Source organism: Parageobacillus toebii NBRC 107807 (assembly GCF_003688615.2).
Lineage (GTDB): Bacteria > Bacillota > Bacilli > Bacillales > Anoxybacillaceae > Parageobacillus_B > Parageobacillus_B toebii.
Window position 1 is genome coordinate 733,090 of record NZ_CP049703.1, and the last position, 19,670, is coordinate 752,759.

At 40.9% G+C, this 19,670-nt stretch carries 16 protein-coding genes and 2 pseudogenes; 5 read left to right on the plus strand and 13 right to left on the minus strand.

The features are described 5' to 3' along the window. Nucleotides 1-225: 225 nt before the first annotated feature. From DER53_RS03775 to DER53_RS03800, 5 genes and pseudogenes are all read right to left on the minus strand, one after another. A complete protein-coding gene (locus tag DER53_RS03775) occupies nucleotides 226-792 on the minus strand; it encodes a DUF3800 domain-containing protein (RefSeq protein WP_062677110.1) in 567 nt (188 codons plus the stop codon). 538 nt (nucleotides 793-1,330) lie between these two features. Continuing rightward, nucleotides 1,331-2,366, minus strand: a pseudogene (locus DER53_RS17720) (Rpn family recombination-promoting nuclease/putative transposase). A 418-nt stretch (nucleotides 2,367-2,784) separates the two neighbouring features. Further along, nucleotides 2,785-4,209 carry an N-acetylmuramoyl-L-alanine amidase gene (locus tag DER53_RS03790; RefSeq protein WP_062755611.1) on the minus strand — a complete coding sequence of 475 codons (1,425 nt, stop codon included), beginning with the start codon at nucleotides 4,207-4,209 and terminating at the stop codon, nucleotides 2,785-2,787. Between the two features lie 271 nt (nucleotides 4,210-4,480). Then, nucleotides 4,481-5,791, minus strand: coding sequence for a branched-chain amino acid transport system II carrier protein (brnQ, locus tag DER53_RS03795; RefSeq protein WP_062755613.1), 1,311 nt, complete (start codon nucleotides 5,789-5,791; stop codon nucleotides 4,481-4,483). Nucleotides 5,792-5,995: 204 nt separating this feature from the next. Further along, a complete protein-coding gene (locus DER53_RS03800) occupies nucleotides 5,996-6,154 on the minus strand; it encodes a hypothetical protein (RefSeq protein WP_156482450.1) in 159 nt (52 codons plus the stop codon). Nucleotides 6,155-6,476: 322 nt separating this feature from the next. Between DER53_RS03800 and DER53_RS03805 the strand changes: the two genes are divergently transcribed. Next, on the plus strand, nucleotides 6,477-6,824 hold the full coding sequence (locus DER53_RS03805) for an ArsR/SmtB family transcription factor (protein ID WP_015865225.1): 348 nt from the start codon (nucleotides 6,477-6,479) through the stop codon (nucleotides 6,822-6,824). Next, on the plus strand, nucleotides 6,821-7,075 hold the full coding sequence (locus tag DER53_RS03810; RefSeq protein WP_147442418.1) for a hypothetical protein: 255 nt from the start codon (nucleotides 6,821-6,823) through the stop codon (nucleotides 7,073-7,075). The genes DER53_RS03805 and DER53_RS03810 overlap by 4 nt, the downstream gene beginning before the upstream one ends. A gap of 466 nt (nucleotides 7,076-7,541) precedes the next feature. Here DER53_RS03810 and DER53_RS03815 read toward each other — a convergent pair whose 3' ends face one another. After that, nucleotides 7,542-9,863: a transporter substrate-binding protein gene (locus DER53_RS03815; protein WP_062755615.1), complete on the minus strand. Its 2,322-nt coding sequence runs from the start codon at nucleotides 9,861-9,863 to the stop codon at nucleotides 7,542-7,544. A 287-nt stretch (nucleotides 9,864-10,150) separates the two neighbouring features. On the opposite strand from DER53_RS03815, the gene DER53_RS03820 reads away from it, so the two are divergent. The 3 genes from DER53_RS03820 to DER53_RS03830 all read left to right on the plus strand — a co-directional run bounded on the left by DER53_RS03820 (nucleotide 10,151) and on the right by DER53_RS03830 (nucleotide 13,040). Further along, on the plus strand, nucleotides 10,151-11,197 hold the full coding sequence (locus tag DER53_RS03820) for an aliphatic amidase (protein WP_062755617.1): 1,047 nt from the start codon (nucleotides 10,151-10,153) through the stop codon (nucleotides 11,195-11,197). A gap of 72 nt (nucleotides 11,198-11,269) precedes the next feature. Beyond that, complete coding sequence (locus DER53_RS03825; RefSeq protein ID WP_062755619.1) at nucleotides 11,270-12,391, plus strand: AAA family ATPase; 1,122 nt, start codon at nucleotides 11,270-11,272, stop codon at nucleotides 12,389-12,391. A 28-nt stretch (nucleotides 12,392-12,419) separates the two neighbouring features. Continuing rightward, nucleotides 12,420-13,040 carry an AmiS/UreI family transporter gene (locus DER53_RS03830; protein ID WP_062755620.1) on the plus strand — a complete coding sequence of 207 codons (621 nt, stop codon included), beginning with the start codon at nucleotides 12,420-12,422 and terminating at the stop codon, nucleotides 13,038-13,040. A gap of 184 nt (nucleotides 13,041-13,224) precedes the next feature. On the opposite strand, the gene DER53_RS03835 is transcribed toward DER53_RS03830, so the two are convergent. The 7 genes and pseudogenes from DER53_RS03835 to DER53_RS03870 form a co-directional block, all read right to left on the minus strand. Further along, a complete protein-coding gene (locus DER53_RS03835; protein WP_156482451.1) occupies nucleotides 13,225-13,365 on the minus strand; it encodes a hypothetical protein in 141 nt (46 codons plus the stop codon). 70 nt (nucleotides 13,366-13,435) lie between these two features. Further along, nucleotides 13,436-14,515, minus strand: a complete 1,080-nt coding sequence (locus DER53_RS03840) for a PDDEXK family nuclease (protein WP_062755622.1) — start codon at nucleotides 14,513-14,515, stop codon at nucleotides 13,436-13,438. A 308-nt stretch (nucleotides 14,516-14,823) separates the two neighbouring features. After that, nucleotides 14,824-15,321 carry a macro domain-containing protein gene (locus DER53_RS03845; protein WP_062755624.1) on the minus strand — a complete coding sequence of 166 codons (498 nt, stop codon included), beginning with the start codon at nucleotides 15,319-15,321 and terminating at the stop codon, nucleotides 14,824-14,826. A 181-nt stretch (nucleotides 15,322-15,502) separates the two neighbouring features. Beyond that, nucleotides 15,503-16,542 (minus strand): annotated as a pseudogene (locus tag DER53_RS17725) (Rpn family recombination-promoting nuclease/putative transposase). A gap of 296 nt (nucleotides 16,543-16,838) precedes the next feature. Beyond that, entirely contained in the window at nucleotides 16,839-18,173 is a 1,335-nt protein-coding gene (locus DER53_RS03860; protein WP_062755628.1) for an MFS transporter, read from the minus strand. 94 nt (nucleotides 18,174-18,267) lie between these two features. Then, nucleotides 18,268-18,447, minus strand: coding sequence for a hypothetical protein (locus DER53_RS03865; protein WP_062755630.1), 180 nt, complete (start codon nucleotides 18,445-18,447; stop codon nucleotides 18,268-18,270). A 286-nt stretch (nucleotides 18,448-18,733) separates the two neighbouring features. Beyond that, complete coding sequence (locus DER53_RS03870; protein ID WP_062755632.1) at nucleotides 18,734-19,654, minus strand: DMT family transporter; 921 nt, start codon at nucleotides 19,652-19,654, stop codon at nucleotides 18,734-18,736. Nucleotides 19,655-19,670: the final 16 nt, after the last annotated feature.

Below are 19,670 nucleotides of genomic sequence, written 5' to 3' on the forward strand. Positions count from 1 at the left end.
CGTTCACGATCGTTCTCATTCATAATATAAATATTATAACTTATAACGAACCTCCTTTGCATTTCCCGCGATTGTATATGCAGATACCAATCCGTCACATGAATTTTCATGTGAGAGCTCCAAAGGAAATGTTCCTTTTCTAAAAAAAATCAGCCTCCCGCTGAACCCTGTTTAGCAGGAGGCTTCTGTTTATTTTATGTTTTCGGCAACTCGCCTGAAAATATTTTAATCAACCGAATAACGCACCATCCATTCATATAAAAAATAGACATATATCCCAGTACAATAGACAAACGCGGAGCATATCATACAACACAGCTGAGTTCTGAGGTCATATTTTTTGTTATGATACTTAGTGTTATCCTCAATATATATTTTCGTATTTATGTGTACATAAGCACCATATCTTCTTAATAAACCGTAAACAATTCGTTCTGGAAACTTCATAAAAATCGTTTGATCCGCTATATCGTCTATTACATGTTTTATTTTTCTGGAAGATTCCTCAATTTTTGATTGATTATAAGAAATTACATTCATTTTCAGCAAGTAATGGTGTTCCATAACGGTATTAATTATTCTCCAAATGGTATTTCTTTCTTTACTGTCACCACTATATTCTGTCCAATGGATTTTTGTGGCCTTGATTTTTTCATTCAGTTGTTGAATATTTTCGTTGTTATAGTATTTAGTCGGAATTGCTAAACCAGCCATTAGATGCGGCTTAACCTGATTGTTTCCGCTTTCGTCAAAGAATACCATCATATCCAGAACGCTAAATGGTTGTTCCATATCCATTCCCTCTTTACAAAACGTAATCGTTCATACATAATGTATTTATAAGAAGGATATATTAATAAATAACTTGTCGCGCCCTAGACCTAGCGACACGTTATTTATTATTTCGTGGTTTCCACTCACTGCGCCCTAGACCTAGCGGTGCGTGGTGCCATACCGAGAAAAGGTGGTAAGGGAGAGTAATGACGCTCTCCCTTTTGTTTGTAAAACGCATCAATGAGATGAAACAGTCTCCAGCCTATTTTACTTTACCATATTGCAACAAAATATGTCTAATTTTTTCGAAATTTGTTTTAATTTCATTTTTTATCTTAAATAGGCGAGAAGACTCTCGCTTCTAAACGGGCAGGGTGTAGTCCAATGAAAGCGGGAGATGAATCGCCTTGTGATAAAAAATAACGAACATATGCGCTATAATCGAATTGCTTCGTACAGATTGCTCTATGAAAAAGGAGAGCCGTCCACTTCTGACTGTGGCAAGCTCTCCTTCTCTTTGGCAAAACTCGAAAAGAAACAATGCGCTACACCGGTACTATTTCATCCACTTTCGCACTTCCTCTTCCGTAAGGCCAGTGAGATCGGCGATGTCTTTCGCTGTCATTCCTTTTGCCGCCATATGGCGAATCATTTTCTTCCGTTCTTCCTCTCGTCCTTCTTCCCGCCCTTTCTTCAATCCTTCCTCTAGTCCTGCACGCCGCTCCCCAAGAAGATTGGAAAGCTGATCGCGCAGCCATTTTAAACGCATTTCATACGCATATCGGTTTTCCGGACTGACACTTAGCTTTTCCCATTCTTCTAACGCTTCGCGAATTTCTTGTTCATTCATCGCCCACTCCTCCAATTCATCGAAAAGCGTAGGCGGCTCGCTTATCCCCGAAACGCGCTGGAGGACCCGCGAGGAGGCTGTCGCCGCCACAGCGGGGCCGAAGCGTCGCGAGGGGATAGTCGCCGAAGCTAGACATTCATAAACAAATTCTTCATCCCACATTTTTTCAAATGTCTACCACCGATAACATCATCAGCCACGGCACTTCTGCTGACTTTTTCATCTCCCGCCGATATTTCTTCCATTGTACCATAAACTGCGACAAATCAATCGCATGGAATTCGATATGAGCACTCCAAAGGAAATGTTCCTCATCTTCACGTAAATGAAACACGGTATGAAAACGGTCTGTTTCATGAGGAAATAAAGGGTAGTTGAGGATCGTAACCATAATGGTTGGAGGAAGTTCGGAATACGCTTGTCCTGAAGAGAGCGACGCAGAAAACAGCCTCGCCCAATAATACAACACCCGCTCCGGCAAATCATGCTGGTGAACAACTTGAATTTCCACGTTAATCCGCTCGCCCCGGTCGGTAAACACGAGCACATCCAAGCGGCTCGTTTTGCCATCTTCCGTTTCTTTCGCAAGCTCCGTATTTTCATACTGCACATCGACAATGCGGTCGCGTCCGCTTCGATGCAAAATTGCATTCAGAAAAGCGATCGTAATCCGCTTTCGGCTTGGATGCCCAAACAGCTGTTTAAACATGAAGTCCATTTTCAAGTCGAGGTATTCTTTCATGACGAGGATCATCCTTTCGAGGAAATATAGAGGATAGTAGAGGATGCATCTTTATTACAATAGACAGAGGCAAAAAAGTCAATATTAAATTATTGAATCTTCTGATAAATACAAAGAGCGCATCGCTTTATGAAAATGTTCTTTTCCAAGCAAAACCTCAAAAAATCTACTCCACTTCTTCAACCAAAATCACTTTTTTGCGCTTGTAATGGTGTCGGTGATACACTCATCATACTTCCCGGCTATGCTCCTACTATCTCAAGTACCGGAAACGCAATCGACTTCTCCCCTCACCCTGACTGTTATACTATTTTAGCAATTTCCCAACCTCATATACGATTCTATTAGAACAATGTTGTCTCTTTGCTTCTAAAGATAGAAAAAGACAGGATACTCCCACACCCTGCCTTTTCGTTCATTATTCAAAATAATTGCGAAGCCCAGTGGAAATCGCGCTTGTCACTTCCTGCTGGTAACGATCTGTCGCAATGATGCTCGCTTCCGTCGGATTGCTCAAATATCCTAATTCTACTAGCACGGACGGAAGCTCGTTTTCGCGAATTACATAATAATCTCCGAAGCTCACCCCGCGAAACGGAATCGACGTCATGCGGGAAAACGGGTGTTCCAACGACAAGGCAAGCAAATAGTCGGAAAACATATCATAGTAATAGACGGTCATTCCTTTGGCATGTTGATTTTTTGCACTATCATAATGAATGCTAATAAACGCATCGGCGTGATAGCGATACGCCGTTTGCACGCGCTCAGGCAATGAAACGTGACGGTCGCTCGAACGCGTCATGACCACATTTGCCCCTTGCGCTTGCAGCTTTTCTTTCAGAAGCTGCGCTGTCCGCAATGTCAGCGTTTTTTCCATGACCCCTGTATGGCTAATGGCGCCGCTATCTTTTCCGCCATGCCCAGCATCGATCACAATCGTCTTTCCTTTTAATGTTTTTGGCTCCGATTTGCCATCGGCACTGGCAGAAACAAGCCAGCCGGCAATATAACCGCTTCCTTGTCCTACAATCTCAATTTCATACCAATTGCCGATCTTCCCTAGCACGCGGTAACGCTCGCCATATCGCGCCGTTGCCTTAATGTTTCCATCGAGCGAAGGAGCCGAACGAATATTCACATCATTATACAATACCTTCACCCATTGCGAAGCCGTTGGAGAAACAGCGGCAATATACTCACTGGACACCCAGCCAATCTTTCCATTCTCTGTGGCAATTTGATACCATTGTCCTTGTTTGAACATAATTTGCACTTGTTGGCCGTATGTAACTTTTTCCACACGTTCTGCCTGCAGCGACGGTCTTGCCCTTACGTTCAATGAATCCGCCGTTACCCATCCTGTTTGCCTCATCGATGTTTTCTTATCATCATTCGAAGCAAGATAAGTGGAAGAAACCCAGCCAATAAACGAAGGAGTCACCACTTTCTCCCAATCGTTTTCCTTCTTTATCACCTCAACGGCTTGTCCTTGAGAAAGATAGCCAACGACCTTGCCGTTCAAGCTCGGGACGGTCCGTACTCGCAGTCTATCCTCTGTTGCCATCGCCTGTTTGCGGACATAGGCGATGTATTGTTGGGCGACCCATCCGGTCTGATTTTGCTTTATTTCTAACTGCACCCAGCCTGCCTTTTCACGAACGACTCGATACGTTTCCCCTTGATCGACCTTCATCACAACGTGATAAAGCGTTCCCGGCCCTTGCCGCACATTTACCTGCTTCGCCGTCACCACTGCCGTTTGTTTTGCCGCCATCGCCTGAGACGTCGGCAGCGCGGCGAGAATCACCGTCATGCATATAAAAAATACGAACGATCTCATCCGCAGCCTATTCAATCTATTATTCTCCCTTCTTACCAAATACCACTTCGCTTACTATATATTTCGAAGGGAGGATTGATTTTCCTTTCCGTTAATAAAGAAAAAATTAAAATCGAACTGTCTTTTCCCACGATATTACCGCATTCCGCTTCTTCGCTTTTAATAAAACAGGCCATCATGTCTGCCGTGATCGGCTTTCTTTTCCTTATAACAACACGGGAACGGCAAGCGCCATGCCGAAGCAAAGCGGCCGTTCCCAATTCTCCAGCTTTTACGCTGTCCGATGCTGCTTCAAGACGATGTTGTCCATCACAAAGCCGATGATTGCCCCGATGATGGCAGGAACCACCCAACCTAATCCCATCGAGAAAAATGGGGACCAAGATAATAACGGCTCTAACCATTGCGTATCCACACCAAACGCCTTCAAGCCATCATATACGCTGAACACCGAGGTAAACAACAAAGCCATTCCATACGTTTTCGTAGAACCTTTATACAAGCGATGGAAAAACGACATGACCACAAGCACAATGGCTAATGGATAAATCATCGTTAACGCCGGAGCGGAAATCGAAATCAGTTGATTTAATCCTAAATTAGAAACGACTAAACTAAACATCGTAATGATCGTCACATAAGTTTTATACGATATGTTTGGAGTTATTTTATGAAAATATTGCGCGCATGCCGTAGTTAGCCCAATGCAGGTCGTTAAACACGCTAAAGCGACAATGACGCCAAGCAATAGCTTTCCGCCGCTTCCAAATAAAAGCGCGGCCGCACTGGACAATAAATCCCCGCCATTGGCAAATGGACCGTTTACAGACATCTTCGCGCCGACCAACGCAGTCGCTATATAAACTAACGCCAAACCCACTCCAGCGATCAACCCTGCTTGAATAGTGGCTTTTATCATTGCCGATTGCTGATGCACGCCTCTATCTTTTAAAGCGTTCACCACGACAATCCCAAACGCAAGCGCCGCGATCGCATCCATCGTTAAATATCCTTCCATAAATCCTTTAAAAAACGGAGCGGAAGCATATTTTTCCGTCGGTTCTTGCAGCGGGTTTTGCAGCTGAATGATCCCTGCGATGCAAAGAACGGCAATCGAAAGAAGCAAAATCGGCGTCAATATTTCCCCGATGCGATCAACCAGCTTCGACGGATTTAAGCTTAACCAATAAACGATCACAAAAAAGATAATGGTAAATAAAAGCAGCGAGAACGCGCCGCTATTCCCGCTGAGAAACGGTTTTACTCCCATTTCATAAGTGACACCCGCTCCCCGCGGAATGCCGAAAAACGGACCGATCGCTAAATAAATGATAAGCGAAAAGCATAAACTAAACAGAGGATGAACATAATTTCCAATCGATTGAATCCCATCTTTGGCTAGCGCAATAGCGGCAACAGACAAAATAGGCAAACTTACCCCTGTAACGACAAACCCGATAATCGCCGGCCAAACCGCTTTCCCTGCTTCCATGCCAAGATACGGCGGAAAAATTAAGTTCCCTGCCCCGAAAAATAAGGCAAAAAGCATTAACCCCGTAAAGAAAATGTCTTTTTTCTTCATCTAAGATGCCCTCCCATATATGGTCTTTGTAATTTTTTAAAAATACAATCATTTTATCTCAGTTTACATCAAAATTTATTATTTTTGTATAATTGAAACTTTTTTAATATTACATTTTTTTCGCTATTTCGTCAACCAAAGCAATGGAGCTGATTATTAAAATTAGCCTCCTGCTAAACACCATTCAGCGGGAGGCTTTTCGGTTTACCTTGCTTTTTCCATGCGCTTGCAATCATCCCTTCCAACGAATATTCCGCTTTTCAGCCAACTCGTCATCCATTTTTTGCGATGAAGCAACAACGGGCATCGGTCGATGGATTCAATGCTGGCTTTGCGGCCGGTGGCTTTTTCACATGTTTCCATCACTTAATCCTAAACCGCTGCCAAGACGGTAAATGGCGATTTTTTTTGTGCTGTTTTTTTTGACAAGTAGCTGACGACCATAAACTGAATCAGATCAGTGTGTTCTTACCAAAGTACAAGTCGTTTTTTATGGTGTTGACAAAAATGAACATATGTAATATTATTCTTACATGTAAAATATTTATTACATATGTTATTAAATTTTTAACTATTAAATATCCCAAAATGAAAGGGGGATGCTGAGTACCGTAAAACTTTAAACGGGGTTATAGCAGTCGAGAAGATTGGATAAGACGCGGAATAAAAAGGGAGAGACATAGTGATGGTAAATAAAAATCCGAGCTTGTCTGGAGATGACTTATCTGGAGATGAATTGCTTGCTGTATTGGAAGCTCTGTCGAACCCTCATCGCTTAAAAATTATTTCTATATTAGCAAAAGAGAGGCAGTATGTGAGCCAATTAGCAAGAGCCGTTCAGATGAGCCGGCCCTTGCTTTATATGCATTTGCAGAAATTAGAGGCAGCGGGGCTGGTAACGAGTGAGTTGGAGCTGTCAGAGGACGGCAAATCCATGAAATATTATGAATTAAAGCCTTTTGATATTCGTTTAACGAAAGAATTGATTGCAAAATCGATAAACACACTGACCATCAAGAAGAAAGGAGAATGAACATCATGCATACGGGTGTATTTTATAGTTTAACTGTATTGGTATTGACAACAATCATTATCGTCTATTTGATCAAAACATGGCACGTCAAAATACAAGCAGGGAAAGAACAAGCTTATCAAAAAATGTCCGAAGAATTGCTCGCTTTACAACGAGACACAAGCGAACATCAAAAGCAAATTCTTCAAGAACTCCAAGATCTGAATAACCGAATGAAAAATGTTGAAAAAATCCTTCGAGAAGTAGAATAAAATTGTTTGAAAATAACCTTTACTTGAAAGGTACAACCAATTTACTTTGTATTATTCTAGTAACCCCCATCACGAGACAAATGTAAACCGATTCCAAAAAAGTTGTTTAAAAAACACACGTTATGGAGTAACTCCAAACGTGTGTTTTTTCTTAAATGAATGGTGCTACAAAACGCATAAATTCATGTTGTTTGTTAAATAATTAGATTAATTCTTCTGCTTCAGAAGAAAAGTCATATTGACCGCCTTTGATTTTTAGCAATTATTTCTTAAAATGAATCGTTTTTTTCTTTGACTTCCCTTAACGAATTTACTAAACCCTTACAAAAAAGTTATCTGATTTGTTGGTTTGATAGTCTATCCACGGAACATAAACCATCTCCTTTTGTGAACAATAATTTTGATGACATATCTTTGACATTCGTGCCCTTCTGTTTATCTGCATCTGTCCAAGCAAAGTTTCTGTCTACTGCGTCTTTTTATTTCGGATATTCCATTTATTCATTTTTCGGTATAACGTGCTTCTAGTTACACCAAGAACTTTAGCTGCTTCTGTAATATTGTTTGTTTCTTGAAGAACTTGTTCGATTATTTGTTTTTCCATATACTTTAGATTACCAGCTAAGTGAGATCGCTTTATTGTACTAGAATGTTGGAAATCTTCAGGCAGGTGTGAAGGAAGGATTTTGGGCTCATGAATAGCTAAAAGAAACGCTCTTTCCATCACGTTTTTCAATTCGCGTATGTTACCTGGCCAATGATAGGACTGAAGCATTTGCAATGCGGAATCACATAAATCTAGAGGTCCTTTTCCATAATACTGATGAAACTGATGTAAGAATTGTATCGATAAATAAGGAATATCTTCTATTCGATGTCGAAGTGGAGGGACATGAATGGTAAATACATTCAACCGATAATATAAATCAGAACGAAAAGATCCCTGGTAAGCAATTTCCTCTTTAAGATTGCGGTTTGTTGCAGCGATGACTCTTACATTAACAGGTCGTTCCTTATAATCACCGATACGAACCACTTTTCTCTCCTCTAGCACTCGAAGAAGGCTTACTTGCAATTCTAATGGCATCTCTCCAATTTCATCAAGAAACAATGTGCCCCCATTGGCGGCTTCAAACTTTCCAATGTTTCCGCCTTTTTTTGAACCTGTAAATGCTCCTTCCACATATCCAAATAACTCACTAGCAATCAGTTCTTTTGGAATAGCCCCCGCATTCAAAGCAATAAACGGTCCATTACGGCGAGGGCTTTGCTCGTGAATCGTTCGTGCCAAAACTTCTTTGCCAGTGCCAGTTTCCCCTAATATCAATACATTTGCGTCAAATTGGGAGGCGGTCGAAGCAATATGAAGCTCTTTTTGAAAAGTCGGATTATAAGTTACGATTTTGCCAAATTGGTATTTCTCTTTAGACTGAGAGATAGTTTGTGCTGATCTTTTCTTTATTAAAATCAAAAAAGCATTATACGGCTTCCTAATTTTCCTTTTAATTAATTCATAACCTATATCCAATAGGTGCGTATCATCGAAAAGATCACCATATTTAGCTCTAGTTATATCAGAAGCATGGGGATTCATGTATAAAATCTTATTATTTTGGTCAACGACGATAATTCCATCAGATACCTCTCTACCAATTTCCTCAACTAAAATTTCCCACAAATCCTCTTCATCCATAGAATCTAGCAGTGTGTTAGTTAAAAGTGGTCTTGCAGAAATTTGTTGTCCTGAGCTCCAAACAATTTCAAATTGTCCATTTTCCTTTGCTTTTCCAATCCTCACTTCTCTTGACAAATGATGATTAGATTCTATTTTAATTTTTCCACTTGGGGAAGAAAACTCTTTCTCGTATAAATATTTTAAGATTTTCCTTCTTTCTGTGGATTGTAAATGACATATCGCGTCTAATACGATCTGAATCCCAATGTAAGTACTGCACATCACTGCGGAAATAACCGTGTCCAATCCATATTTTTCTTTCATACCTTTTACAAACGAGTGGTTTTCAGGAATATCTAATGACTGGAAATAACTAAAACAACTATAATGACCAGCCGCATATTTAGGTCCCATTGTTTGTATTTCCAGCTCTGTTGTAATCGGGCTAATGATAGGTATTTCCTCAGGATTTAATCCTAATTCATAATAAGTTTTATAAAAAGGCAATATACTTTCGCCAACAAGCGTAGACAATATCGCATTAGGAGAAGAATGCTTAATCTCTTCAAAATAAGGCGAAAACTCTTTGTGCCCTAATGGAACATATTTTTCCCCAATTACTTTTCCACCCAACTCATATAACATCTCTCTAATTTGTTGATTCGTATATCTAGGATAAACATAATCGTTTCCAATTAGGTAAACTTTTTTTCCAAATTGTCCAACCGTAAATTTAAGCAATGAAGCGATTTGTTGATTGGGAATTTCTCCAACATAGAAGACATTCGGGTGAATCTCCTGTCCTTCATAAAGAGCTGGATATATTAAAAGACAATCATATTGCTCCAGAACAGGCAAAATAGCTTTGCGGCATGCGGATGTATAACATCCTACAAAAACTTTTATCCCTGAACGCGCCATATCCAATGCTTGCCTATAGCTTTCACTTGGATCGGAACGAATATCTCTTACTTCATACGTAAATGAAATATTGGATTTACTGTAATCTTTTTGGAATTTCTCGAGGGCATACACCGCCGCCCGATATAGACCAATCTCCGTTAAGGAAGTGATGCCTGTTAATGAAAATAAAAGACCTATACAAATATTCATATAATCCCCCTTTGTATCATTTTGCAACAATGTATAAAAATTGAACAATCCTCTATCGTTTCTGATTTTATTATAAAATTACTAATATTTCAAATATTTAATCAAAATCACTGTCGCAAAATCGAAAACCTCTCTATCTCGCTTCTTTAAAAAATAAGATATGTTAACAACATCTAAACTTGGCACATTTCTTGCAATAAATATAGGGCAGATGGATGGAAACAAAGCGATATGATCTTCGTTTCCATCTATACAATCAAATCAATCAAGGAAAGGAGTAATGAAAAATGAGACATGGGGATATCTCGAGCAGCCATGACACAGTGGGTGTTGCAGTGGTCAACTACAAAATGCCGCGTCTTCACACAAAGGAGGAGGTATTGGACAACTGCCGCAAAATAGCGGACATGATTGTGGGAATCAAAAAGGGGCTCCCTGGTATGGACTTAATCGTTTTTCCAGAGTACAGCACTCATGGAATCATGTACGATGAACAAGAAATGTATGATACTGCCTCTTCCATTCCTGGAGAAGAAACTGCTATATTTGCCGAAGCATGTCGTGCTGCTAACACTTGGGGGGTATTTTCTTTAACAGGTGAAAGACATGAAGACCATCCAAATAAAGCTCCTTATAACACCTTGATTTTAATGAATAATAAAGGAGAAATTGTACAGAAATACCGTAAAATTATTCCTTGGTGCCCAATTGAACCGTGGTATCCTGGAGACACTACTTATGTAGTAGAAGGACCAAAAGGAATCAAAATAAGTTTAATTGTCTGTGACGACGGAAACTATCCAGAAATATGGCGTGACTGTGCTATGAAAGGCGCGGAGCTTATTGTTAGATGCCAAGGATATATGTATCCGGCAAAAGAACAACAAATCATCATGGCGAAAGCGATGGCCTGGGCGAATAATACGTATGTTGCTGTTGCTAATGCGTCTGGATTCGATGGTGTTTATTCTTATTTTGGTCATTCAGCTATTATTGGTTTTGACGGTCGTACATTAGGGGAATGCGGCACAGAAGAAAATGGAGTTCAATATGCAGAACTCTCTATATCGCAAATCCGCGATTTCCGGAAAAACTCGCAATCACAAAACCACTTATTTAAACTACTTCACCGTGGATATACCGGTTTAATTAAATCAGGAGAAGACGGTCGTGGCTTAGCAGAGTGTCCATTTGACTTCTACCGTACATGGGTGCTTGATGCGGAGAAGGCCCGTGAAAACGTAGAAAAGATCACACGTTCTACAGTAGGAACTGCTGAGTGTCCGATAGAAGGAATACCTCACGAAGGGATAGAAAAAGTAGCTGGAAAATGATCTGGGAATAAAAAGAAGAGGTCAGGTTCTTAGGCCTGACCTCCTTTATCGATACAATGAGGGGATGATGCGATGACATTTATAACATCGAAATTAAAGGATTTCAATGAGAATCGCCACCAAAATTCTTTATCATCAGCTAATCTTTCAGAAACTTTCAATTCCTCTTCTCCCTTAGTTACACGATTTCGTTTTGAAGTAAATGAAGTAATTCGTCATATGCGTTCAAAAATTTGGGGACAAGATGAAGTTTTAGATGGCATAGAGGAAATGTTAAATATTGTTTGGACTGATATTACAGAAGAGAACCGCCCTTTGTATGTCGCATTATTTCTAGGACCGACAGGTGTGGGAAAAACAGAAATAGTTCGAGTGCTTAGCGAAGCTATCTACGGAAATGCGGAAGCTTATTGTCGGATTGACATGAATACACTAACCCAAGAACACTATGCTGCGGCGTTAACAGGTGCTCCTCCAGGGTACGTAGGGAGTAAAGAGGGAAACTCCTTATTCCAAAAGGAAAAAATTGAAGGATCCTACAGTAAACCTGGGATTGTTCTTTTTGACGAACTGGAAAAGGCAGATGATCAAGTTATCTATTCCCTGCTTAATGTAATGGATAACGGTATATTAGTAATGACATCGGGAGAGAAAGTTATTAATTTCCGTAATGCCATGATCTTTATGACAAGCAATATTGGCGCAAAAGAAATCATTAGTTATGCTAGCAAAAGTCTAAAGTATAGATTGCGTAAACTTTTTTGGTTCTTACGCCCTTCCAATTGGAGAAAAACGGAACAAGATTTTCTCCGCTCTATTGTTCTTTCTCAGTTAGAAAAACGATTTAGTCCCGAGTTCATCAACAGATTCGATGATATTTTTGTCTTTCATTGGTTAAAACAAGATGCGCTAGAACATATTCTTGATCTCAACATTCAGGCTATTAACCGAAGAATACAAAAATATAACTGCACACTTCAGCTCGACGAATCTGCTCGTAAATTCTTGATTAAAAAAGGGTTTGATCAACGATATGGCGCGAGATTTTTAAAACGCGCTATTCGAAAATATATAGAAGTTCCCTTGGCCGCAAAAATTAGTAAGCGATTGCATCAAGATCACCCAGTCCAATTTATTGCAAAAATAAAGGATGGCAATCTAATCCTCTTTGAATCAACACAAGAAACACCATAATTATTTCACTGTTGAGAGGGGAAAAAACATGGATAAAGTCGGCCTAATGTATGTTGGCGCTGTATTATTTATCAATAGCTTAATGTTATTGGGGAAAGTCGATCAAAAAAGCGCTGGAGTGTTCAACTTATTTATTGGAGCGATGCAAGTTATTACACCGTTTTATCTCATATTTACATCTAAAGGGGATCTGTGGATCATCTTTAACGCTTCCGGTATATTCCTTTTTGGTTTAACTTATCTATATGTAGGAATTTCTAACCTAAAAAACTTAGATTCTTCAGGTTTGGGCTGGTACTCTTTATGGGTAGCAATTCTAGCTTTAGGATATAGTTATATAAACTTTGCTAAACTGCAAGATATAAAATTCGGTATTATTTGGCTTATGTGGTCCTTCCTTTGGACTTTATTTTACTTACTACTTGCACAAAAAAAGAACATCGCCGTCTTTACTGGTTGGGTAGCGTTTATTCAAGCATGGATTACAGCGACTATTCCCGCTTTTCTCCTTCTAATTAACCAATGGGATGTCGTAGGACTAAAAACTACTTTAGCAGTAACCATTTTAACGATTTTTGCTTTTATCGTTATCTATATATCCACTAAACCTTCTTCTTCCAAAATAAATCGTATTTCAACAGAAGCTTAATATCATGGATTGCCATTTGAAACCCATATTCAACAAGTGACAAGCATCATGCCCTAATGCCGTTTGCTTTACAGTTCTAGCATTGTTTGTTTTCAATTATATAAAAATAAAACAAAATGAGAGCCGTTCACTTCTGACCGTGACAAGCTCTCCTTTTCTTTTTAAACAACGCGCCACCCCAATACTATTCAACCCACTTGCCAACTCCCTCTTCCGTAAGACCAGTAAGGTCAGCAATGTCTTTCGCGGTCATTCCTTTTGCCGCCCTGTGCCGAATCACTTTCTTCCGTTCTTCCTTTCGACCTTCTTCCCGACCTTTCTTCAATCTTTCTTCCACCCTCGCGCGCCGCTCCCCAAAATCGGGTAATGACAGTGGAGTAAGCCTAATAAGAAAATTAACGATACTGCCCGACAACCTCTTCTAAAAATGCTTTATATTTTACAAACGTCTCCGTATATTGACGAATACGATCTTCCAAAGGCTGATTCTCATGAAATGTTAAGGTCACCACCAATTTATGCAGCCGTTTATTTTTCGCACCTAAAACAAGCTCTACCGGATACCCTAAGTCTTGTCGCAACGCTTCGGTTTTCTCTACCGCAATCTTTTGCAATAACTCTACTCCCTGCGGATGATCAGATTCAATAAACATCGTCGCGGTGTGATTGCGATGTTTATACACAAAGACAAATCTCCATGGAATATTTAAAAATTTGCGTCCAACGAAATAATCCCGCTTTCCGCTATAATGCGCTGTATAGTCCGTCTGCGTGTTGATGAAGTTCGAAACTTCCGTCAAAAATGTCGATACCGCTTGGTCAATACTAATTTGCCGATCTCTAGCAGCCGCCTTCTTGCTTATGTAGTAGTCTTCCAATTTATCCGGAGGGAGAATCTGCCGAATATCCATAATAATCTGATCATCCAGCTTGTACGGTTTCATGGTGATGCATTTTATATCGATGCTATTTTCATACAGCCAAGTGCAAACTGAAAGGACGCGTTTATCGATTTCCCTGCCGACAATGATGATCCGCTGGTTTGTATTAAGAATTGCATTCAGCTCTTCTTCATTTTCCACTTCTAAAAACGCCATCAATTCCTCTTTCGCATCGACGTTAAGATGATGTTTTTGGATATACTCCGAATAAATGTCCAACACATCTTGTGGGTTCAATCTGGCGCAATAAGAAGCATATTTCAACGCCTGAAAATCCACGCTTCCTCCTGTCGTGTCTCGTTTTAATTCAATAATAACGAGGTTCCCCTGTTTATCTAACGCAAGTAAATCAAGCCGCTCGTTCACCTCAAATTTGTCATACTCATGCCCGATAATAAGCAAATCTTCTCCGAGTACCTCTGGATTTTTGCGAATCCACTCCTCGATATGCTCGCGCTCTTTTATATCATTTTCAAAAAACGTCGTTTCGGGAATTTCCTCAAGTTCATTTTTGTCGATGTTTAGTCTGTACATATAAGCCTCCCTCCACAACTTCCTTATTCATAAGCACTCTTACTTTCTATTACAAAATAAAAAAAGTGGGTGAGATATTTGAATTAATCTGCATTCATTGTCTTTTCATTTTTTCTCAACTATAATTATATGCTTCATTTTAAAATACGTTAATGCTTCATATGCCTTTTCAAAGTTAGTGACTCCTTCACTGTCTAAGGTTAAATGGGAATCGTATAACTAATGGGGTCATGACATCGGTTAGTAACAGGCAACGAGCCCAACAAACACACATGGAGCGGAGCACCAAAGAAGATGCTCCGTTCCTTTTAGTCAACATTGCCGCTTCCATCGAATAATGCGATAAATTCTTCATCAATATCGACAACGATAAATTCGATGTCTTTCACCGGTTCCAACACTTCTTTGAAGATGGCGGCGACTTTTGCTTTATCCAAATTTCCTACCCCTGTTCCCAACGCTGGCAGGGCTACTTTGTCAATTCCATGTTTTTGACAATAAGCGACTAAATTGTTTAAGCATGTTCTGACAATGTCATAAGAGGTCGCTCCTGCCGGTTCTTTCATCGTCACTAGATGAATAATGTTTTGAAACGGAAGTGTTCCCGCATGTGTGACATACAGGTCGCCTGTCATCGGATTTTGCTCCTGACAAACTTTGATCGCTTCTATTTCAATCTCTTTGCCGCCAGCTCTGCGAATCGCGGCTGCCACTCCTCCTCCCATCGGACCGATTCCGTTTGCCGCGTTGCAAATGTAGGAAACATCTTGAAGTTTCGTAATGTCTCCATGCACGGCTTTGATCATAACTATCCCTCCAATTCACTCCAATATTTTCTTTCTTCGAAAACAATCAAAGCAATTGATCTGGCAGAGAACTCCTGCAGACGTGATTCTTTTGTCAGAAGCAAACTAACATAAAGACGCAATCATATATGATTCTATAGACCTCATGCACATCACTGCATAAACTTTTGCAATAAACCATTTAATCGTCCAATGTTTTCTTAGCTAGTTCATTCAACTCTTCTCTACTAAGTTTCGTCACGGACATAATCATTTCGTGATCTAACCCAGCACGAAGCATTTCCAATGCAACCTGTCGAACTCCTTCTTCCCGCCCTTTCTTCAATCCTTCCTCTAATCCTGCACGTCGCTCCCCAAGAAGGTTGGAAAGCTGGTCGCGCAGCCATTTCAACCGCATTTCATACGCGTAGCGGTTTTCCGGACTGACGCTTAACTTCTCCCATTCTTCTAACGCTTCGCGAATTTCTTGCTCGTTCATCGCCCACTCCTCCAATTCATCGAAAAGCGTAGGCGGCTCGCTTATCCCCGAAACGCGCTGGAGGACCCGCGAGGAGGCTGTCGCCGCCACAGCGGGGCCGAAGCGTCGCGAGGGGATAGCCGCCGAAGCTAGACATTCATAAACAAATTCTTCATCCCACATTTTTTTCAAATGTCTACCACCGATAGCATCATCAACCACGGCACTTCTGCCGACTTTTTCATCTCCCGCCGATATTTCTTCCATTGTACCATAAACTGCGACAAATCAATCGCATGGAATTCGATATGAGCACTCCAAAGGAAATGTTCCTCATCTTCACGTAAATGAAACACGGTATGAAAGCGGTCTGTCTCATGAGGAAATAAAGGGTAGTTGAGGATCGTAACCATAATGGTAGGAGGAAGCTCAGAATACGCTTGTCCGGAGGAGAGCGACGCAGAAAACAGCCTCGCCCAATAATACAACACCCGCTCCGGCAAATCATGCTGGTGAACAACTTGAATTTCCACGTTAATCCGCTCGCCCCGGTCGGTAAACACGAGCACATCCAAGCGGCTCGTTTTGCCATCTTCCGTTTCTTTCGCAAGCTCCGTATTTTCATACCGCACATCGACAATGCGGTCGCGTCCGCTTCGATGCAAAATTGCATTCAAAAAAGCGATCGTAATCCGCTTTCGGCTTGGGTGACCAAACAGCTGTTTAAACATGAAATCCATTTTCAAATCGAGGTATTCTTTCATGACGAGGATCATCCTTTCGGGGAGAGTAATTGAGGAGAATAGAGGTCACATCTTCATTAAAATAGGCAAGGAAGGAAAAGTCAATAAGAATACTGAATTTTTTTACAAAAAAGGAGAGCGAACCACCTTCGCGGAAACGCTCTCCTTCTCTTTTATCCTGCTAATCTCCGGCAAATTTCGGGAAGATACTGTGTGTCTTTTTATAATGATCTGTCCTAACGTATACGACCGCTGTCGATAAGAAAATAAAGCTTTTCCGATGGCTGACAAGCGACAGGCACCCACAAAATCTCCCGTCAGCTTTCCAGCTCGGCAGGCGCCTGCGGCTTTACTTTCCGCAAAAAGAAAATGCCAAGGAGCACCATCACCAAAAGCGATCCCATCGCCAACCGATTGGCAATGTTTCCATACGAATGAAGAAGGAGAGTAATGCTTCCGTAAACCGCCGGACCGACGATGGCCGACACTTTTCCGGAAAAAGCGAACAGCCCGAAAAATTGCCCTTGCTTGTCTTTCGGCGAAAGTTCGACAATATACGTTCTCGAAGTGACCCACATCGCTCCTAAACTGACGCCGAACAAACTTCCGGCGATCCACAAAGAAAGCTTGGAATAAGCAAGCGCTCCTATCGCCAAGGCGATGCACATCATGATGCCGACATACAAAACTGCTTTTTTTGCCCCTTTGTTTCTCGTAATATAGCCGAAAAGAAAGGAACCTATAATGCTAGAAACGGTGGAAACTAAATATAAAAGGATAAATTCCCCCGCCGTAAACCCGGCAATGGCTTTGGCATAAACGGACATGATGGCGATCGTCGTCGCCACGGCATCATTTAAAAAGAAATAAGCAATCATGAATGTAAAAATGTGTTGATACTTTTTCATTTCTTTCAACGTCGCATAAATATCCCGATAGCCCGCAAAAAATCCGGTCTTTCGTTTTAGCGCAGCGGCTTCTTCTTTGACAAAGAAAAAAAGCGGTAAAGAAAAGAGGAGAAACAAAAGAGCACTTGGAATAAAAGCCCGGTAGTAATCCTTTTCGCCAACAAACGGATACACGGCAAGCCCGACAAGCGTTCCGACATATCCGACGGCAACGCCAAAACCGGAGATGAGCGGAATTTCCTGTTTATTCCCCAAACTCGAAATCATGGAATCGTAAAAAACGAGGCTCGAATGGTAAAAAAATTTTGCTGCGACAAATAAAAGCACGGTGATGACAAAAGACACCGGCAATCCAAAAATGAAATTCCCATGATTCGAATATCCGGCAACGCCCATAAGCAAAGTCGCTACAACCGCAAGAACTGTAAATATCCCAAGCCATTTCTTTCTTCTCCCAGTCCGGTCAATCCATGTGCCGTATAAAGGAGAAAATAAAACTAAAAAGAAAGAGGCTAACGCATTCGCATACGAAATAAATGTACTGGCGATCTGGTTCAAGCTCTCGCTTTTTCCCACCGTTTCCGAAACATAAAGCGGGAAAAAAATCGTATTCACATTCGAAGAAAAAATCGTATTCGCAAAATCATACAACGCCCACGATAAAACCGGCAAAGAAACATACAGTTTCCATCCCGGACGCCTTTTTGTTTCATGCAAAGGCAAGGCATCTTCTATCTTCTTCACTGCGCTCTCCCCCATTCTTTCGGTTATAAAACGGTCGGCAAATCACTTACTCTACTATATAGGTTACTTTACATATTTGATGATTTTGTTTAGTTTACGTAAATAAATCTTTATCTTTTTTACGAAAGAACGACTCTTTGGCTTCCAAAAAACTATGTTTTGAATTTTTATAATATACATAAAATTTTAACAAATTATCAGAAATTTGTGTATCATCATCGCTTTTCTCCAATGAATGGGTGGAGATCCAGCCGGCAACTGCCCCATCACACATATGCATCCTTCCTCATAAAAGAAAACCGCCAAATGATGGATGGAAAACACCCGCAATCAACGCCCTTGGTTAGTGTGAGTCAAGTTTTTACGGTAGCCTTGTTTCCTCTTTTTTACCTTAAAAAGAGAACTTTTTATTGTAATCATTTTCCAACTCCTTTTCTCCTCTTTCTTTTCTCTTTCCTACATTTTTAAAGTACACACGGTGAACTTGGTTGTGTATCTAAGGCTGAAGTGACAGGCACCCATACCAATAAAAAAAACGGAGCCCCTACAAGCTCCGTTTTTCAACACTTTTTCCCCATCATTTTCGAGCGATGAGTAAACACCTCGATTTCATCCAATACACCGCTGCCTAAGACGACACCGAGCACAATTAAAATAAATCCGATCATTTGTGTATGGGAAATAGATTCTCCAAGAAATAAATAAGCTCCCAGCAAAGAGAACAAAGGATTTAAATTAATGAAAATCGCCGATTCCACCGCGCCAATATGTTGAATCGCTTTGTTGTAAAACATATGGCCGAGCGCAGTGGCAAATACAGCGGAAGCAAGGAAGATCATCCATAGGGATGGCGTACCGCCTGCCAAGCTGGATAATCCGTTCGGTTCCATCCACAAACTAATGAAAAATAAAAGCAAAGACCCAAACAACAACATCCATCCTGTCATCACACGCGCATCGATCGTTGCCTTTTTTATCATGATAAAACTGATTCCTTGCGATAATACGGCCAGAAATACATAAAAATCGCCAATGGACACATGGTGAATGCCGCTTTTACCGTTTAACACGACAAACGCCACGCCGGCAAACCCGAGGAAAATCCCGACAAACCGAAACACCGTAAACCGATCGCCTAAAAAGATGGCCGCTAACACCGATGTCACCAGCGGAACCAGCCCTAAAATTAAGCCAGCATTGGACGCTGTCGTTTTTGCTAATCCAAGCGCCAGAAAAAGGTGATGGGCAACGACGCTAAACAAAGCGGCTATGCCAATATACATAGCCTCCTTCCAAGTTAATTTCCGCAACTGCCCCATGAATAGCAAAATCAGAATCACAACGATCCCTGCAGTAAAAATCCGAAACGACGTTAACGTCACCGGCGAAAAATGTTCGACTAAAATCTTGATGGCAATCACGTTTAATCCCCAGATCATCATAATCAAGACGAGGGAGATATAAACGAACGATTTCGACATGTCCGAACTCCTCTCA

What these genes read in the sequence shown, in the direction of transcription:
- DER53_RS03775 (WP_062677110.1), bottom strand. Translation starts at nt 792, where the DNA reads ATGGAACAACCATTTAGCGTTCTGGATATGATGGTATTCTTTGACGAA.
- DER53_RS03790 (WP_062755611.1), bottom strand. Translation starts at nt 4,209, where the DNA reads ATGAGATCGTTCGTATTTTTTATATGCATGACGGTGATTCTCGCCGCG.
- brnQ (WP_062755613.1), bottom strand. Translation starts at nt 5,791, where the DNA reads ATGAAGAAAAAAGACATTTTCTTTACGGGGTTAATGCTTTTTGCCTTA.
- DER53_RS03800 (WP_156482450.1), bottom strand. Translation starts at nt 6,154, where the DNA reads ATGGAAACATGTGAAAAAGCCACCGGCCGCAAAGCCAGCATTGAATCC.
- DER53_RS03805 (WP_015865225.1), top strand. Translation starts at nt 6,477, where the DNA reads ATGGTAAATAAAAATCCGAGCTTGTCTGGAGATGACTTATCTGGAGAT.
- DER53_RS03810 (WP_147442418.1), top strand. Translation starts at nt 6,821, where the DNA reads ATGAACATCATGCATACGGGTGTATTTTATAGTTTAACTGTATTGGTA.
- DER53_RS03815 (WP_062755615.1), bottom strand. Translation starts at nt 9,863, where the DNA reads ATGAATATTTGTATAGGTCTTTTATTTTCATTAACAGGCATCACTTCC.
- DER53_RS03820 (WP_062755617.1), top strand. Translation starts at nt 10,151, where the DNA reads ATGAGACATGGGGATATCTCGAGCAGCCATGACACAGTGGGTGTTGCA.
- DER53_RS03825 (WP_062755619.1), top strand. Translation starts at nt 11,270, where the DNA reads ATGACATTTATAACATCGAAATTAAAGGATTTCAATGAGAATCGCCAC.
- DER53_RS03830 (WP_062755620.1), top strand. Translation starts at nt 12,420, where the DNA reads ATGGATAAAGTCGGCCTAATGTATGTTGGCGCTGTATTATTTATCAAT.
- DER53_RS03840 (WP_062755622.1), bottom strand. Translation starts at nt 14,515, where the DNA reads ATGTACAGACTAAACATCGACAAAAATGAACTTGAGGAAATTCCCGAA.
- DER53_RS03845 (WP_062755624.1), bottom strand. Translation starts at nt 15,321, where the DNA reads ATGATCAAAGCCGTGCATGGAGACATTACGAAACTTCAAGATGTTTCC.
- DER53_RS03865 (WP_062755630.1), bottom strand. Translation starts at nt 18,447, where the DNA reads ATGTGTGATGGGGCAGTTGCCGGCTGGATCTCCACCCATTCATTGGAG.
- DER53_RS03870 (WP_062755632.1), bottom strand. Translation starts at nt 19,654, where the DNA reads ATGTCGAAATCGTTCGTTTATATCTCCCTCGTCTTGATTATGATGATC.